The organism is Pseudomonas sp. IT-232MI5, assembly GCF_949767845.1.
Lineage (GTDB): Bacteria > Pseudomonadota > Gammaproteobacteria > Pseudomonadales > Pseudomonadaceae > Aquipseudomonas.
In genome coordinates, this window is sequence record NZ_CATKQE010000022.1 from 552,984 (window position 1) to 571,731 (window position 18,748).

The window sequence follows — 18,748 nt, forward strand, 5'->3', positions numbered from 1 at the left end:
CGTCTGCGGTCGTTTAAAGAAAGTCCGTGACCATTCGTTTTCCTTTAGTACCGGCACTCCCTCCGCACCGAAGCAGGAATCCTCCATGACCAAGCCTACGCGTGGGGCGATCAACGAATTGTTCGCCTTGCTCAAGCCCTTCCGCCTGATCGTCTCTGTGTCCATCGTGCTCGGCATGATCGGCGGCCTGAGCGTCACCGTGCTGCTGGCAACCATCAACAATGCCCTGCACTCCGACGACGGCCTGACCCGCACGGTGGTGATGATCTTCGCCGGCCTCTGTGCGCTGGCCTTGCTGACGACGATCCTGTCCGACATCGGCACCAACTACGTCGGCCAGCACATCATCGCCAAATTGCGCAAAGAGCTGGGGGAGAAGGTCTTGTCGGCGCCAATCGACCAGATCGAACGCTATCGCAGCCACCGGTTGATCCCGGTGCTGACCCACGACGTCGACACCATCAGCGACTTCGCTTTCGCGTTTGCCCCGCTGGCGATATCCATGACCGTCACCCTCGGCTGCCTCGGCTATCTGGCCATGCTGTCCTGGCCGATGTTCCTGATGATGCTGGTGGCGATTGCCATCGGCACGACCATTCAGGCGATTGCCCGGGCCAAAGGCATGCGCGGTTTCTACGCCGCCCGTGATTCCGAAGACGAACTGCAAAAACACTACAACGCGATTGCCGAGGGTGCCAAGGAACTGCGCATTCATCGCCCGCGTCGCCAGCGTATGTTTGTCGCCGGGATTCAGAAAACCGCCGAGAAGATCTGCGACACCCAGATCAAATCCATCAACACCTTCGTCATCGCCAAGTCCTTCGGCTCGATGTTGTTCTTCGTGGTGATCGGCATGGCGCTGGCCCTGCAATCCTTCTGGCCCAGCGGCGACAAAGCGGTAATGAGCGGCTTCGTCCTGGTGCTGCTGTACATGAAGGGGCCGCTGGAGCATCTGGTCAGCACGTTGCCGATCATCAGCCGTGCGCAGATTGCCTTCCGCCGCATCGCCGAGCTGAGTGAGCAATTCTCCTCACCCGAACCGCACCTGCTGCTGGAAGATCAGGGCAAGAAACCCGGCGCGGTCAACAGCCTCGAACTGCACAACGTGCGTTACGCCTTCCCGCCTGTGGAAGGCAGTGAGCCGTTCCGTCTGGGGCCGGTGAACCTGCGTATTGAACAGGGCGACATCGTGTTTATCGTCGGCGAAAACGGTTGCGGCAAAACCACGCTGATCAAGTTGTTGTTGGGTTTGTATGCGCCGACCGAAGGCGAGATCCGCGTCAACGATCAGCCGATCACCGCGCTCAACCGCGATGACTACCGGCAGAATTTCACGACGATTTTTGCCGACTATTACCTGTTCGACGATCTGATTCAGGGCGACCGCGAAGTCCCGCAGGACGCGACTCGCTACCTCGAACGTCTGGAGATCGCGCACAAGGTCAGCGTGCGCGACGGTGCGTTCAGCACCACCGATTTGTCCACCGGCCAGCGCAAGCGTCTGGCACTGGTCAATGCCTGGCTCGAAGAGCGGCCGGTGCTGGTGTTCGATGAATGGGCGGCCGATCAGGACCCGACGTTCCGGCGTATTTTCTACACAGAGTTGTTGCCAGACCTCAAACGTCTGGGCAAGACCATCATCGTCATTTCCCACGATGACCGTTACTTCGACGTCGCCGATCAACTGGTGCGCATGGAGGCCGGCAGGGTCAAGAGCGAACTGCAAACCGCTTGATCGACGCGGCCGCGGCCAGGCCGGAAAAATAATTTTCCGGTTTGCCGCGGCTTCCTCGTCTTAATGAGATGAATAAGAACCATTAACAACTATACCTGCCAAGGTCTTAACCTCATGTCCGCATCCCGTTTCATGCTTCGCCCTCTGACTCGAGCCCTGCTGGTGCACGGCGCGACACGCACTCGACTGGCCGGCACCGGCCTTGGTCTGGCACTGACACTCACGGCAGCGCCGTATGTCCAGGCCCAGGAATGGACCCTGAACATCCCGTCGCAACCACTGGCGCAGGCGCTGCAAACCCTTGGCCAGCAGACCAGCCTGCAAATCATCTACAGCCCGGAAAGCCTGCAAGGTTTGCGCTCCAGCGCACTCAACGGCCGCTACCAGGACGATGAGTCACTCAAGGCGATGCTCAACGGCACCGGCATCCGCTACCAGCGTGACGGCAACACCGTGACCGTCCTCGGCCCGGCCACCGGCAGCGCGATGGAACTGGCCCCGACCAACGTCAACGCCAGCCGCCTGGGCGCCACCACCGAGGGCAGCAACTCCTACACCACCGGTGGCGTGACCATTGGCAAGGGCGTGCACTCGCTGAAGGAAACCCCGCAGTCGGTCACGGTGATGACCCGCAAGATGCTCGATGATCAGAACCTCAACACCATCGAACAGGTGATGGAAAAGACCCCGGGCATCACCGTGTATGACTCGCCCATGGGCGGCAAATATTTCTACTCTCGCGGCTTCCGTATGACTGGCCAGTACCAGTACGACGGCGTGCCGCTGGATATCGGCAGCAGCTACGTGCAGGCCGACAGCTTCAACAGCGACATGGCCATCTATGACCGCGTGGAAGTCCTGCGTGGCGCGGCCGGCATGATGAAAGGCGCAGGCGGCACCGCCGGTGGCGTCAACTTCGTGCGCAAACGCGGCCAGGACACTGCGCACACGCAACTGTCGCTGTCGGCAGGCACCTGGGACAACTATCGTGGCCAGGTCGACACCGGCGGCCCGCTGAACGACTCCGGGACCATCCGTGGTCGCGCCGTGGTCACCGAACAGACCCGTCAATATTTCTACGACGTGGCCAGCCGCAAGGATCAGATCTACTACGGCGCCCTGGACTTCGACCTCAGCCCCGATACCACCCTGGGTCTGGGCTTCGCCTGGGAAGATGTTGATGCCACCCCGTGCTGGGGCGGCCTGCCGCGTTACGCCGACGGCTCCGACCTGCACCTCAAGCGCTCCACCTGCCTGAACACCGCGTGGAACAACCAGCGCAGCAAACGCGCCACCTACTTCGCCGACCTGAAACACCAGTTCAACGACGACTGGTCGCTGAAAGTCGCCGGGGTGTACTCGCGTAACACCCAGGACATGGAATACGCCTTCCCGAGCGGCGCGGTACCGGTCGGTGCCACCGCATCGAACACCCTGATGCTGGGCAGCATTTACGACTACGACCAGCGCGATTACGGCTTCGATGCCTATGTCGACGGCAAATTCGACGCCTTCGGTCAGCAACACGAACTGACCATCGGCGCCAACGCCAGCCGTTCGCACAAGGATGACTTCTACGCCGTCGCCGCGCTGCCACAACGGCAGAACGTGCTCGACCCCAACCACCACATCCCGCAACCGGACGAAAGCTACTACCTGGCCAACGCCTCCCGTGGCGGCCCGGTGGACATGCACATCAAGCAATACGGCGCCTACTCGATCGCCCGCCTGAAACTGGCTGATCCGCTGACCCTGGTCCTGGGCAGCCGTGTCAGCTGGTACAAGTCCGATACCGATTCGGTGCAGTACTTCCGTGGCGAAGGCACCCAGGTCGATACCAAATCCACCGAAACCGGCCAGGTTACGCCGTTCGCCGGTGTGCTGTTCGACCTCAATGACAACCTGACTGCCTACGCCAGCTACACCGACATCTTCACCCCGCAAGGCGCCTACAAGACCATTGATGGCAGCACCCTCAAGCCATTGGTCGGGCAGAGCTACGAACTGGGGATCAAAGGCGAGTGGTTCGACGGTCGTCTGAACAGCTCCTTCAACCTGTTCCGCACCATTCAGAAAGATGCCGCCCAGGATGACCCGCGTTGCGAGGACAGTTCTTGCTCGATCAACTCCGGCAAGGTTCGCGCGCAAGGCTTCGAAGCTGAAGTCAGCGGTGAAGTGATTGACCGCCTGCAATTGCTCGCCGGTTACACCTACACCCAGACCAAGGTGCTGGAAGATGCCGACGCCACTCAGGATGGCGTGGTTTACAACTCCTATGTGCCGCGCCACTTGCTGCGTGTGTGGGGTGACTACAGCCTGAGCGGGCCACTGGATCGCGTGACAATCGGTGCGGGTGTCAACGCGCAGACGGGCAACTACCGGACTTCGCCTTTGGGCGGTGACAACATTGATGGCGCCGGTTATGCGGTCTGGAACGGTCGCATTGGCTACCGTATCGATGACACCTGGTCGGTGGCGCTTAACGGGAACAACCTGTTTGACAAGCGTTACTACTCGACCATTGGTACCGAAGGGTTCGGTAACTTCTATGGTGATCCGCGTAACTTCGTGATGTCGGTCAAGGCTGACTTCTGATTGGGTGTGATGTGAGAGAGCCCCGCTTTGGCGGGGCTTTTTTTCGCCTGTTAGTCTTGGCGGCCTTGGGGCCGACCATGCTCCTTGGGTTTTGGGGGCATATCCGTTGCTGCGGGTGGTGCCGCTGGCGGTTTCGCTCTTACAGCGAGTCACCTTTTCCAAACGCCGAAAAGGTAACCCAAAAGGCTTTGCCCCGGCGTACGGCACTTCGCTGAGGCTCAGTGTTCCCTCGCTACGGTGTCCATCCGGGGGCATCGCCTACGGTTTGCTTCGCTGCACCTCCTCTCGATGTATGCGGCTGCGCCGCACGGCGCTGCGCGCCTACCCCCGGATGAACACCTCCGCTCGGCCTGCCGAAGGGACAAAAAATCAAAAGCCAAAGCCAGAGCAAGATCAAAAGCCACATCAAAAGCCCCTCACCCTAGCCCTCTCCCAGAGGGAGAGGGGACTGATCGAGGTGATTGGGCGAACTCCGCCGACTTGCGATACCGCTTTGAACTCAGGCTCTAAAAAGCAAACCAATCAGCCCCTCACCCTCCAGAAAGAGGGGACTGACCGAAGTGTTTGGGAGAGCTAGATCGACGTGAAATACCGAGTCGAACTCAGATTTTGAGAAGCCCACAAATCGGCTCCCTCTCCCTCGGGAGAGGGCTGGGCGGGCGGCGTTCCGATGAGGGGCGAATCCACCAAAAAACCAAAGCCAAACACCCGCTCTTCACCACTCAATAGGCCGAGTGTCAGCTCGCCTGCTCTTGATCTGTAAGGCGACGTCGGAAGGCTGAGTGGAGGGATTGATCCGGGCGTGGGAGCGCAGCGACCGTTTGGCGCAGCCAAACACAGCGAGAGGAGGTGCAGCGAAGCAAACCGTAGGCGCTGCGCCCGGATCGATACCGGAGCGAAGGAACCCCGAGCCTCAGCGAGCGGGCCGCACGTAGGAGCAAGCCTTTTGGGTTACCTTTTCGGCGTTTGGAAAAGGTGACCCGCCGTAAGGGCGGAACCCTAAGCCGCCGTTACCGCAGCAACGGATATTCACCCAAAACCCAAACACCCCCCAATCACCCCAACACCCCCGCCAACGCCCGGCTCAGGCGTTCATGCACCCGCAAAACATCAGGCATCACCGAAGCCATCCGCAGCAAATCATGCGTCAGCCCCGGACAGTGCTCAACCTCGACACTCACCCCCTGCCCACGCAGTTTGTCAGCATAAGCCTGCCCCTCATCAAACAATGGATCGAAGCCCGCCAACAACACAATCGCCGGCGCCACACCGCGCAGATCCTCCGCCAACAACGGCGAAAAGCGCCAATCCAGATAGTCTTGCGGACTGCGAGCGTAATGCTGATAAAACCAGTCAAGCGTATCGTTCTCCAACAGATAACCCTCACTGAACAACAACCGCGAATCGTGCACGCGCGATGCATCGGTCACCGGATAGCACAACAACTGTGCCTTGGGTGCGATGGCCACAGTGTGCGGTTGCACCACCGCCTGCAGCGCCAGCACCGTGGCCAACGTGGCACCGGCGCTGTCGCCACCAAACGCCACGCGCGAGGCATCAAGGCCAAGACTTACGGCGTTTTCCGCCAACCATGACAAAGCGTCTTCGCCATCCTCCAGCGCCGTTGGAAAACGATGCTCCGGGGCCAGTCGATAGCCGACCGACAACACCGCACACGGCGTGCGCTGGCAAAACTCGCGGCACACACCGTCGTGCGAATCGAGGCTGCCGACAACAAAACCACCACCATGGAAATACACCAGCACCGGCATCGGCGAGGCCCCAGCATTGGGGCGATACAGACGCAGTGCCAACGGCGCACCATCACGTGCCGACGTGTCGATTTCGCTGACCATCAGGTCTTGCGGCGCCGGCCAGCGCAATTGCGCAGTGGTCTGCTCGAAAGTCGCGCGGGCTTCGCTCGGGGTCATTTGGTGCATGGCCGGCAGGCCGGCGTCCTGGCTGTCTTGGGCCAGGTCGAGAAAGGCTTCCAGATCAGGGTGTAACGACATCGCTAAAATCCTTGTATCGGCAAAAAAAGGGGCGCACCTCGGCAGCGCCCCCGGAGATGACTGAGCGCGTGGCGATCAGCCCACGCGTGCCATGCAATGCTCGACCAACGCCTCCAGCTCACGCTGGAAATCGTCCATCAAGGCATCCATCGTGCCGGCGCGATAACGCTGGCTGCTGTAGATGCAACGCAAGGCCAACTGACCGTCATAGACCTGGCCGACAATTTCCAGCCAGTTGCCCAGATTGGCTTTCAGGCTGTAGTTGTCGCCGGTTTCTTCCAGCGCTGGCACCAGCAGTGCCTGCTCGTCGAAACTCTGGTCAAACTGCCCCAGGTAGTTGAACGTAACCCGTGCTTGCGGCAGTTCGGCCAGTTGCCGCGCCACCTCAGCCCCAGCCAGATGACGCAATACGCCATAGCCGATGCCCTTCTGCGGTACCGCTGCCAACTGTGCCTGCACATTGACGATCGACTGGCCGATGTCGTCGCTGTCGGGGCGCAAACGCACCGGGAACATGCTAGTGAACCAGCCCAGGCTGCGGCTCAGGTCGATGGACTCGAACAGGTCTTCACGACCATGGCCTTCGAGCAGAATCAGCGCCGACGGTTGTTGACTCCAGCGGCACAGGGCACGACTGAGCGCCGACAACAGCAGGTCGTTGATCTGCGTGCCGTATACCGCCGGAGCCTGTTTGAGCAGTTGTTCAGTGTGCTCGCGAGACAGTTTCAGTCGCGCCTGCGCCTGCTGACGCACGAGGTTTTTGCCACGCAGGTTGTCGCAAGGCAGGTCGACGCCCGGCTGATCCAGTTGCTCCCGCCAGTACGCCAGTTCCTGCTCCGCAATCACCGGCGCCTGCGCCTGCAAGGCCTCGGCGAACGATCGGTAACTGCTGGTGCGAATCGGCAGTTTCGGTTCGAGCCCCTGCACGCAGGCCTCGTATGCCACTTTCAAATCGTCGAGCAAAATTCGCCACGACACGGTGTCGACCACCAAGTGGTGAATCACCACCAGCAGGCGCGCCTGGCCATCCGGCAAGGCAACATGCATCACCCGCCAGACCGGCCCGTCGTCGAGTTTCAGGCTGCGCTGGGCGAGGTTGGCCAAGGCTTCGACCTGTTCGCTGTTGTCCGCCTCGCGGCGCCAGAGCAACGCTTCGCCCTGTTCACTAAGGTCACAGTAACGCTGCAACCAGCGCCCGCCTTCGTGGGAGAACCGCAGGCGCAGCGAGTCGTGATGTTGCGCGATCCAGCCCAGTGCCTGCTCCAGTGCATCGAGGTCCAGCGGCTGGCGCGCACTCAACAGCAATGACTGGTTGTAGTGATGCGCCTCGGCCATGCCTTCGGCAAAGAACCACTCCTGAATCGGCAGAAGATTGAACAAACCCTCGGCGGCGACGTGCGTGACGTCCGCCTGCGGTTTTGGCGTGCCCTCCTTCGCCGCTTCCTGCTCGACGATGCCGGCGATGGTTTGATAACGCATCAGGTCGCGCAGCTTGAGATCCATCTGCAACGTCGGATGGTTTCTGACGCGGGAGATCACCTGCAAACTCAGAATCGAGTCGCCGCCCAGTTCAAAGAAATTATCGCTGATGCCCACTTGTTCGACTTGCAGCACCTGCGCCCAGATGTCCGCGAGCAGGCTTTCCTGCTCATTGCGCGGGGCGGCGTATTCTTCGGTTTTGAATTCCGGTTCCGGCAGCGCCTTGCGATCCAGCTTGCCGTTAGGCGTTACCGGGAAAGCACTCAGGCAAACGATCTGCGCCGGCACCATGTATTCCGGCAACGAGGTGCGCAGACCCGCCTTGAGTTCATCGCCAATGTCTTCGCCGGTCGCAGTGACCACATAACCGATCAGTTGCTTGCCGGAAGCATTGTCGCGGGCGATCACCAGTGCGTCGGTGACCGACGGCAACTGGCGCAGACTGGCCTCGACTTCGCCCAGTTCGATGCGGAAGCCGCGGACCTTGACCTGATGGTCGATACGGCCGACGTAATCGACCACACCGTCGGCACGCAAACGCACCAGGTCGCCGCTGCGATACAGGCGTTCACCCGCCGCGAACGGGTTGGGCACGAAGCGCTCGCAAGTCAGCTCCGGACGGCCGTGATAACCCCGGGCGACGCCATAGCCGCCGATGTACAACTCGCCGGCAAAGCCTGGCGGCAGCGGGTTCATATCCTCGTCCAGCACGTACAGCGAGCGTGCGCCCACCGCACGGCCGATCGGCGCATACGCGGCTTCGCAATGCTGGCTGACCGGGACTTTCCAGAGCATCGGCGTGACCACGGTTTCGGTCGGCCCGTAGCCGTTGGTGAAGTACTGCGGACGCAGCGCAGCCTTGACCTGCTCGAAGGTCTGATCCGGCACCGCATCACCGCCGAAGCAGTAGATGCGCACTGGTGGCGGCGCGATACCGCTGGCCGCGGCGTACTCGGCCAGCTGCTTGAGATAGGCCGGCGGGAAGCAGGCAATGGTGATGCCGTAATCATGCAGCGCCTGATAGGTCTGCTCCGGTGTCCACAGGCAACCGTCGCGAATCACCAGACGACCGCCGCTGTACAGGGTGCTCAACCAGCGCTCATGAGCACCGTCGAAGGCGAACGACATGAAGTGCAGTTCGCAACTGCTGGCGTCCATTTCATACAACTCGGCGATGGCCTGACAGTGCATGCTCAGCGGGCCTTGCGTCACCGCGACGCCTTTCGGTCGGCCGGTGGAACCCGAGGTGTAAACCAGATACGCCAGGCCCTGTTCCTGCACCCGGCAGTCGGGGGCGTGGTCGGCATAACGGCTTTCATCAAGGTGATCGATTTCCAGGCGCAGCAGACCTTGCGGCGCCGGCAAGGTCGCTCGCAGGCTGCTCTGGGTCAACAACAGCGCCATGCCCGAATCTTCGATCATGTACGCCAGACGCTCCGGCGGATACTCGATGTCCAGCGGCACATACGCCGCACCGCTCTTGAGCACGGCGAGGAAGCTCACGACCATTTCCAGCGAGCGCGGCAAGGCCACGCCGATCACCACTTCCGGACCGGCGCCGTGTTCGATCAGGCAGTGCGCCAGTCGGTTCGCGCGTTGCTCGAGTTCGGCGTAGGTCAGGTTCATCCCGGCGCATTGCAGAGCAATAGCCTGCGGCTGTTGTTGCGCGTGACGGCTGATCAATTCCGGCACCAGCGCCGCTTGATGGGTATGCGCCGGTTCAGCACTCCAGACCTGCGCCGCTTGCCATTGCTCACCGCTCAAGCGCTGCAAATTACCGAGGCGTTCGTACGGCGCCGCCAGCATCGCGGCGAGGGTGTTTTCCATGGTCTGGCGAATACCGACGACGGCCTCGGCGCTGAAGTGGCTGCGCAAATACAGGTATTCGATCGATAACTCGTCACCGAGCATCACCGCGAGGTCCATCGGCACGTTGGTCACACCGTGGCCGATGGATTTGCCGAAGGTCAGGTCAGTGTCGTTTTCTTCCTGCAGACGGTCGTCGATCGGGAAGTTTTCGAACACCACAATGCTATCGAACAACGCCTGACCACCGAGGCTGGACCAGCGCTGTACATCGGCCAGCGGCGCCTGGGAGTAATCGCGAATGTCGAGGTTGTAGGCCTGCACTTCGCCCAGCCAGTCAGCCAGACGCTGATCGGCTTGCGGCGTCTGAATGATCGGCAAGGTATTGATGAACAGACCGAGCATGTTGCCGACATTCGCCAGACTTTCCGGACGCCCCGACACCGTGGCGCCAAAGGTCACCGTCTGCTGCCCGGTGTAGCGTTGCAACAGCAGCAACCATGCGCCCTGAATCAGCGTGTTGGGGGTGATGCGCAGGTCGCGGCAGAACTGCAACAGCCGCGCGGTCTGCGCTGTGTCCCAGTTCGAATAGATCGCATCGTGACCGGCAACATCGGCGCTGTGGCGCGGGTGCATCGCCTGGCTCAGTGCCGTCGGCTCGCTGACAACCGCCAGGCGCGCCTTCCAGAACAACTCCTGGGCGTCCTGATCCTGTGCCTGCAGCCAGGCGATGAAGTCGCGGTAACGACCGTTCTCGCCGATGATTTCGCCCTTGGCGTAATACTGCAGGACCTCACCGAACAGCCGCGAACTGCTCCAGCCGTCCATGAGGATGTGGTGGCTGGTCCAGATCATCTGGTACTGATCGTCGCTCAGGCGCAGCAGGGTCACCCGCAACAAACGCGCATCGGCCAGATTGAAACCGAGCGCGCGGTCATCGCTGGCAAACGCGGCAATCCGCTCCTCACTGGTCTCCTGACCACGCCAATCGAGCACCTGCATTTGCAACGGCGCATGGCGATGCACCACCTGCAACGGTTTGGCCAGGCCGTCCTGCCAATGGAAACTGGTGCGCAGAATCGCCTGACGGGCGATGACAAATTCCCACGCCTGGCGGAAGCGTTCCACATCCAGGCCCTTGATCGGCAGGCTGACCTGCTGCACGTACAGGCTGCTGCCGTTATCCGACAGCGTGTGGAAGAGCATGCCTTCCTGCATCGGCGATAGCGGGTAGACATCCTCGATCATGTCCGCCGGCACTGGCAACGCATCGAGCTGCGCCTGATCCAGTTCGGCCAACGGATAATCCGCAGGCGCCTCGCCAGCCGAGTGCTCGAGTGAGACCACTGCAGCCAGCTTCTGCACGGTCTGCTGCTGGAACAGGTCTTTGGGGGTGAAGCCAATCCCCTGCTGACGCGCGCGGCTGACCAGTTGAATCGAGATGATCGAGTCGCCGCCCAGCGCAAAGTAGTTGTCGGTCACGCCGACCCGCTCGATCTTCAGAATGTCCTGCCAGACCTCGGCCAGTTGCTGCTCCAGCGGCGTCGACGGCGCCACGTATTCGCGCTGCGACTGGCTGACGTCCGCTGCCGGCAAGGCCTTGCGGTCGAGTTTACCGTTGGGGGTCAGCGGCAACTGTTCGAGGAACAGCCACTGCGCCGGCACCATGTATTCCGGCAGATGCGCCTTCAACGCGGCCTGCAGCGTTTCACTCAAATCGTCCAGTTGTTCGAGGCTGAGGCTGCTGTCACTTGGCACCACATACGCGACCAGTTGCTGGCCACTGTGGCCATCCACCGCCAACACCACACCTTCGCGCACATTGTCCTGAGCGAGCAGACGCGCTTCGATTTCACCCAGCTCGATACGGAAACCGCGCACCTTGACCTGATGATCGATACGCCCGACGTATTCGATTCGGCCGTCCTCCGTGAAGCGAGTCAGGTCGCCGGTGCGGTACATGCGCTCGCCACTGCTCGAGAATGGATTGGGCAGGAAACGTTCGGCGGTCAGGCCCGGGCGGAACAGGTAGCCACGGGTGATGCCGTCGCCGGCCAGATACAGCTCGGCCGCCACGCCAATTGGCGCTTGCTGCAATTGCTCATCGAGCAGGTACGCCGTGGTGTTGACCAGCGGCCGGCCGATGTTCGCCTGACCACCAAGTTCGCGGCGGGTGCAGGTCGAATAGGTGGTGTCTTCCGACGGCCCGTACAGGTCGTAGACATGCGCCACCGCCGTCTCGCGGTAGAGCGTGTCGACCAGGCTCTGCTTCAGCGGCTCACCGGCGAGGTTGATGATGCGCACGCCCGGCGGAATTTGCCCGGTGCGTTGCAGCGCGGCAATCGCCGACGGCACGGTGTTGATCAGGCGCACCTGATCGCGCTCCGGCAAGTCCGGCAGCTCCAGGGCATTGCGCGCCATGACGATCGAGCCGCCGCGTGCGAGGGTGACGAAAATCTCCCACACCGACAGGTCGAAGCACACCGACGTCGACGCCAGCACACCGTGCAGATCGTCTTCGCTGTAGACCTCGGCAGACCAGTGAATCAGCGCCTGTACGTTGCGGTGGGCGATGGCAACACCTTTCGGTTTGCCGGTGGAACCGGAGGTATAGATCACGTAGGCCAGATTGGCCGAATCAGCGCGCGCCGGAAGATTGTCCGCAGGCTGCTCGGCAAACGCCGCACCACCCGCCTCGACCAGCACCACCTGCGCATCGGTCTGCGGCAGTTGCGCCAGCAGCGATTGCTGCGTCAGCAAGACTTTCGCCTGACTGTCGTCGAGCATGTAGGCCACGCGATCTGCCGGGTAATCCGGGTCCAGCGGCACATAGGTGCCACCGGCCTTGAGCACCGCCATCAGGGCGATCACCAGTTCCGCCGAACGCGGCATCGCCACGCCCACGCGGATTTCCGCACCGACACCCAGCGCCAGCAGATGATGGGCCAGTTGGTTGGCGCGTTGATTGAGTTCGGCATAGCTCAGGGCGACGCCCGCATGACTCAGAGCCAGTGCCTGCGGATGCGCCGCGACGCGAAGCTCAAAACTCTGCGGGATCAGTCGTTCCGCCGGATACGCAGCCTGATTGGCGTTCCATTGCGCCAGGGTCTGGCGTTCGGCAAGTGGCAACAGGCCGATTTCACCGAGCAGACGCTGTGGCGCCTCAATGAACTGACGCAGCACTTCTTCCAGATGCCCTGCCAGACTCAGCACGCTGCGTTCGGCAAAGTGCTCGGTGAGGTAGTTGAAGTCCAGGTTCAAGACGTCGCTGGCCCCGGCGATCAGGGTCAGACCGTAGTTGGTTTGCTCGCGGTGCTCCAGGCCGCCAAAACGCAGACCGCCCGGGTTGGCTTCCAGCGCTTCGGACACCGGATAGTTTTCAAACACCAGCAAGGTGTCGAACAGCGCTTCGCCACTCAACTGAGCCAGACGCTGGATGTCCTGCAACGGCGTCTGCTCGTAGTCGCGCAGCAACAGGTTTTTGTCCTGCACGCTGCGCACCCAGTCGCCGACGCTGAGCGTGGCCTGCGGGCTGGCGATCACCGGCAAGGTGTTGATGAACAGGCCCAATTGCTGCTCGATGCCCGGCAGATCCACCGGACGCCCGGACACCGTGGCACCAAAGGCCACAGTGGCCTGGCCGGTGTAGCGCTGCAACACCAATAGCCATGCGGCTTGTACCAGGCTGTTGAGGGTCACTTGCTGCTGACGGGAGAAACCGTTCAGGCGCTGAGTGAAGGCTTGGTCAAAATGCAGGCGATGCATCTGTTTGCCCGGCCCCGGCACGGTACGCCCGTGGCAAGCCGAGGCCAGTCGGGTCGGTTCCTCCAGTGCGGCCAGCTGTCCGCGCCAGAAATCCTGTGAGGCGGCTTTGTCCTGACCTTGCAGCCAGACCAGGAAATCACGGTAACGACCCTGCGCGCTCGGCACCGGGTGACCGGCGTAATCCTGCAACACCTCGCCGAACATCCGCGAGTTGCTCCAGCCATCCATGAGGATGTGGTGGCAGGTGAAAATCAGCCGATGGCGATCATCAGCCGTGCGCAGCAGGCACAGACGCAGCAGCGGCGGATTCTGCAGATCGAAACCGCGCTCGCGATCAGCCTGCGCCCGCGCCTCAAACACGGCCGGCAAGTCCGCCACACCGCGCACATCGACTTCGGGCATTTCCAGGGTCAACTGGCGATTGATCACTTGCAACGGCGCATCGAGACCGTCGCGGCCCCAGATGAACCCGGCACGCAACACTTCATGACGATCCACCACGCGTTGCCACGCCTGCTGGAAACGCGCCACGTCGAGGCCGTCGATATCCAGCAGCATCTGATAGACGTAGGCGCTGGCATCGGCGTCGTACAGGCTGTGGAACAGAATGCCTTGTTGCATCGGCGCCAGCGGATAGATGTCCTCGATGCGTTGGGCGGCGATCGGCAAGCTGTCCAGGTGCGCCTGGGACAACCCGGCCAACGGCACATCCGACGGCGTCAAACCACCGCTTGGATGGCTCAGGCAATGGTCGATCAACTCGCTCAGCGCCACTTCATAAGCACGGGCCAAAGCGTTGATGGTGGACTCTTCGAAGACATCGCTACTGTAAGTCCAGGTCAGGCTCAGTTGGCCCTGATAGACCCGGCCATCGATGGTCAGCCAGTTGGCCATCGGCGCGTTTTCGTCCTGGCCGGCGCCCTTGTCTTCAGTAGCCGGCACCCACAGGGCGCCTTCGTCGAAGTTGTTGTCGAACTGGCCAAGGTAGTTGAACGTCACTTTCGGACGTGCGAGATCGTTCAATGCTGCTTGCGACTCGGCGCTGCCCAGATAACGCAGCAAGCCATAGCCGATGCCTTTGTGCGGGATCGCGCGCAGTTGCTCCTTGATGCCTTTGATCGAGGTTTCGAGACTCGCGTCCGGGGTCAGGCGCACCGGGAACATGCTGGTGAACCAACCCACCGTGCGGCTCAGGTCGACGTCATCGAACAGGTCTTCCCGACCGTGCCCCTCAAGCTGCACCAGTGCGCTGTCGGTGTTGGTCCATTGGCACAGCACGCGGGCCAGCGCGGTCAGCAGCAGGTCGTTGACCTGGGTGCGATAAACCGCCGGCGCCTGTTGCAGCAACTGACGGGTGCGTTCGGCGTCGAGACGCGTATCGACGCTGCGTTCGAAACGGTTGCTCAACTGGCCCTGTGGATTGTCCAGCGGCAGTTCGACCGACACATCGCGCAGCTGCCCGCGCCAGTAATCCAGTTCGCTTTCCAGCTCGGCACTGCGGGCATGCTCCTGCAGACGCTTGCCCCAATCCTTGAACGCGCTGGTCTTGGCCGGCAGACGCACAGCCTGACCTCTGCTCAGCTGTTGATAGGTCGTTTGCAAATCCTCCAGCAGGATCCGCCACGACACGCCATCGACCACCAGGTGATGAATCACCAGCAACAGACGCTGGCTGGCGTCCGGCAAGTCAACCAATGCTGCGCGAATCAACGGGCCATCGAGCAAATCCAGACTGCGCTGCAACTCCTGGCAAAGCGCGGGCAATGCGGCGCTGTCGTCCAGTGTGACCGTGCGCAGCAAGGCGTGCGCCTGATCCGCAGGCGCGTGGCTCTGCTGCCAGCCGTCGTTAGTCTGGCAGTAGCGCAGGCGCAGGGCGTCGTGGTGGCGTTGCAGGTGCAACAGCGCCTGCTCCAGTGGCGCCGCTTGCAGCGTGGTAGCCGGGGTCAACAGGATCGACTGGTTCCAGTGATGCCGCGCCGGGATGTCGCTATTGAAAAAGTAATGCTGGATCGGTGTCAGCAGCGCGTCGCCGAGCACTTCGCCCTGCTGCATCTGCACCGCGTCGCTCTGTTGCGCGACAGTCGCCAGACGTTGCACGGTCTGGTGCTGGAAGATGTCTTTGGGGGTGAAGCGAATGCCCGCATGACGGGCGCGGCTAACCACCTGAATCGAAATGATCGAGTCACCGCCCAGCTCGAAGAAGTTGTCGTTGAGCCCGACACGCTCGACCTTCAGCACGTCCTGCCAGATCTCGGCCAGACGCTGTTCCAGTGGGTTGCGCGGCGCGGCATACACTTCCTGTACCTGCGCAACTTCCGGATGCGGCAGTTGCTTGCGATCGAGCTTGCCGTTGGCCGTCAGCGGCAGACGCTCAAGGAACGCCCAACTGACCGGGACCATGTAGTCCGGCAGGGTCTCGCGCAAATGTGCCTTGATCGAATCGCGCAGTGCACCCTGCCCTTCGCCGTCCAGTTGTTCTTTCGCGACGATCCACGTCGCCAGTTGCTGGCCGCTGATACCGTCGACCGCCAGCACCACCGCTTCGCGTACCTCAGGGTGCTTGAGCAGTTGCGCTTCGATTTCGCCCAGCTCGATACGGAAACCACGAATCTTCACCTGATGGTCGATCCGCCCGATGTACTCGATCACGCCATCGCCGCGCAGCCGCGCCAGGTCACCGGTGCGATACAGACGCTCGCCGGCCTGCGGATTGAACGGATCGGGAACGAATCGCGTGGCGGTCATGCCGGCCTGATTCAGGTAGCCCCGGGCCAGACCGGCACCGGCGATGTACAACTCACCGATGCAGCCTTGCGGCACCAGATTCAGCGAGCTGTCGAGCAAGTACCACGACAAGTCGACAATCGGCTCGCCGATCGGGCTGCTGTGGCTTTGCTCAAGATCAGCCATCGACAACGGTCGGTAAGTCACGTGCACGGTGGTTTCGGTGATGCCGTACATATTGATCAGCGTTGGCGCGCGGTCGCCGAAACGCTCGAACCACGGGCGCAGGCTCTGCACTTCCAGCGCCTCGCCACCAAACACCACGTAGCGCAATGAGTTGCTGCGCGTCGACTCGCTGGCGACCTGCATCAATGGCTTGAACGCCGATGGCGTCTGGTTCAGCACGGTGACATTTTCATCGCACAGCAGGGTGTAGAAATCTTCCGGAGAACGGCTGATGTCATGCGGCACCACCACCAGTTTGCCGCCATACAGCAGCGCGCCGAAAATCTCCCAGACCGAGAAGTCGAAGGCGTAGGAGTGGAACAGCGTCCAGCTGTCCTGCGGGCCGAAATCGAACCAGTGCTCGGTGGCACTGAACAGCCGCATGACGTTGCCGTGCGGCAGCAATGCGCCTTTCGGTTTGCCGGTGGAGCCAGAGGTGTAAATGACGTACGCCAGGCTGTCCGGCGTGGTCAGGCACAGCGGATTGGTTTCAATGCTGTGTTCTGGCGCCTGATCCAGATCGAGGCACGCCAGCCCCGACGGCACCGGCAGTTGCGCGAGCAGATGGCCTTGGGTCAACAGCAGCTCGATGCCGCTGTCCTCGATCATGTAGCTCAAGCGATCATCCGGATAACCCGGATCCAGCGGCACATAAGCGCCACCGGCCTTGAGCACGGCAAGGATGGCGACAATCATGTCCAGCGAACGCTCGACCGCCACGCCAACACGCACATCCGGGCCGACGCCACGGGCGATCAACGCATGCGCCCACTCGTTGGCGCGACGATTGAGTTCGGCGTAGGTCAGGCGTTGCCCGTCATACGTCACGGCGACCGCGTCGGGATAACGCTCGGCCTGCGCTTCAATGGCTTGGTGAATGCACTGCTCAAGCGGTTGCTCGACAGACTGAGGATTCCACTGCGCCAGCAATTGTTGCTGCTGACCGGCATCGAGCATCGGCAACTGGCCGATACGTTGCGTCGGCTCGGCGACGATGGCCTGCAACAACGCGTTCCAGTGTTGCGCCAGACGCTCGATGGTCACCGCGTCGAACAGATCCGTGGCGTACTTGAGCACGGCTTCGATGCCATGGGCCTGTTCGGTGGTGTTGAGGGTCAGGTCGAACTGCGCAGTCTGGCTCTGCCATTCCAGCGGCTCGATGTTCAAGCCATTCAAACGGGTTTCGACACTCGCGCGGCGCTCGGCCTGATGGTTGAACATCACCTGGAACAGCGGACTGTGACTGAGGCTGCGGCCCGGTTCCAGCGCTTCGACCAGTTGCTCGAAGGGCAAGTCCTGATGGGCCTGCGCTTGCTGCGCAGTCTGTTTGACCTGACGCAGCAGATCGACAAAGGACATCTGCCCGTCGATGTCGGCCTTGAGCACCTGAGTGTTGACGAAGAAGCCGATCAGCCGCTCGATCTCCACCCGGCCACGGTTGGCATTCGGCACGCCGACGCGGATGTCGGCCTGACCGCTGTAACGGTGCAACAGGGCCTGGAACGAGGCCAGCAAGACCACGAACAGGGTGACGTTTTCTTGCCGGGCGAAGGCCTTGAGCGCGTGGCTCAGCGCCGGGTCGAGAATCAGGTTGTGGCTGGCGCCGGCGAAGCTTTGCTCGATGGAGCGCGGGCGATCCATCGGCAGTTCGAGTACCGGTTGTTCGCCGCCGAGTTTCTCTTGCCAGTAAGCCAGTTGCCGCTCCTGCTCACCGGCCTCCATCCACTGCCGTTGCCACAAGGCGTAGTCGGCGTATTGAATCGGCAAGGCCGGCAGACCGGCATCGTGACCGAGGTTGAAACCGGCGTAGAGCTGCACCAGTTCCTCGATCATAACTTGCAGCGACCAGCCATCGGAGACGATGTGGTGCAGGGTCAGCACCAGCACATGGTCATTGGGGGTGACTTGCAGCAGCGCTGCGCGCAAGAGCGGGCCGTGCTGCAGGTCGAACGTTTTCTGGCTCTGGGTCTGCACGAACGCCTGGATCAAAGCATCCGCGTCGTTGGTCAGCTCAGCGCTCAGTTGATGAGTCTCCAGTGCAAAGGGTCCTGCGGGCAGGACCACTTGCAAGGGTTGCGCGGTTTCCTGAGAGAACACCGTGCGCAAGGTTTCATGTCGTTCGATCAGCGCCTGAACACTGCGCTCCAGCGCGCTGACATCCAGCGGGCCCTGCAAACGCAGGGCCGTCGGAATGTTGTAGGCCGCACTGTGCGGCGCCCACTGCCAGAGAAACCACTGGCGCTGCTGAGCGTAGGACAGCAGCAACGGCTCCTCAGCCGTGCGCTTGAAAACCGGGGCAATGTCAAAGAGGTTGACGCCTTTCTGCTTGAGCAGAACCGCCAGAGCCTTTCTTTGCTTAGCCGAAAGTTGTCCTACCGACTCGATTAACTCTTGCACGCGTTTTTCC

At 61.7% G+C, this 18,748-nt stretch carries 4 protein-coding genes; 2 read left to right on the top strand and 2 right to left on the bottom strand.

Features of this window, described 5'->3' with window-relative positions; genetic code table 11:
* The first annotated feature begins 85 nt into the window (after positions 1–85).
* Positions 86–1,735 (top strand): cyclic peptide export ABC transporter, encoded by a 1,650-nt coding sequence (locus ACM6JQ_RS15920; RefSeq protein ID WP_095111780.1) that lies wholly within the window; start codon positions 86–88, stop codon positions 1,733–1,735.
* 114 nt (positions 1,736–1,849) lie between these two features.
* Positions 1,850–4,330, top strand: coding sequence for a TonB-dependent siderophore receptor (locus ACM6JQ_RS15925; protein WP_007913351.1), 2,481 nt, complete (start codon positions 1,850–1,852; stop codon positions 4,328–4,330).
* A gap of 1,055 nt (positions 4,331–5,385) precedes the next feature.
* Here ACM6JQ_RS15925 and ACM6JQ_RS15930 read toward each other — a convergent pair.
* Together ACM6JQ_RS15930 and ACM6JQ_RS15935 are read right to left on the bottom strand one after the other, a co-directional pair.
* Positions 5,386–6,342 carry an alpha/beta hydrolase gene (locus tag ACM6JQ_RS15930; RefSeq protein ID WP_414894162.1) on the bottom strand — a complete coding sequence of 319 codons (957 nt, stop codon included), beginning with the start codon at positions 6,340–6,342 and terminating at the stop codon, positions 5,386–5,388.
* A gap of 75 nt (positions 6,343–6,417) precedes the next feature.
* Entirely contained in the window at positions 6,418–18,738 is a 12,321-nt protein-coding gene (locus tag ACM6JQ_RS15935; RefSeq protein WP_414894163.1) for a non-ribosomal peptide synthase/polyketide synthase, read from the bottom strand.
* Between the last annotated feature and the right edge of the window lie 10 nt (positions 18,739–18,748).

Coding starts and splice junctions, on each gene's coding strand:
- ACM6JQ_RS15920 (WP_095111780.1), top strand. CDS start 86: ATGACCAAGCCTACGCGTGGGGCGATCAACGAATTGTTCGCCTTGCTC.
- ACM6JQ_RS15925 (WP_007913351.1), top strand. CDS start 1,850: ATGTCCGCATCCCGTTTCATGCTTCGCCCTCTGACTCGAGCCCTGCTG.
- ACM6JQ_RS15930 (WP_414894162.1), bottom strand. CDS start 6,342: ATGTCGTTACACCCTGATCTGGAAGCCTTTCTCGACCTGGCCCAAGAC.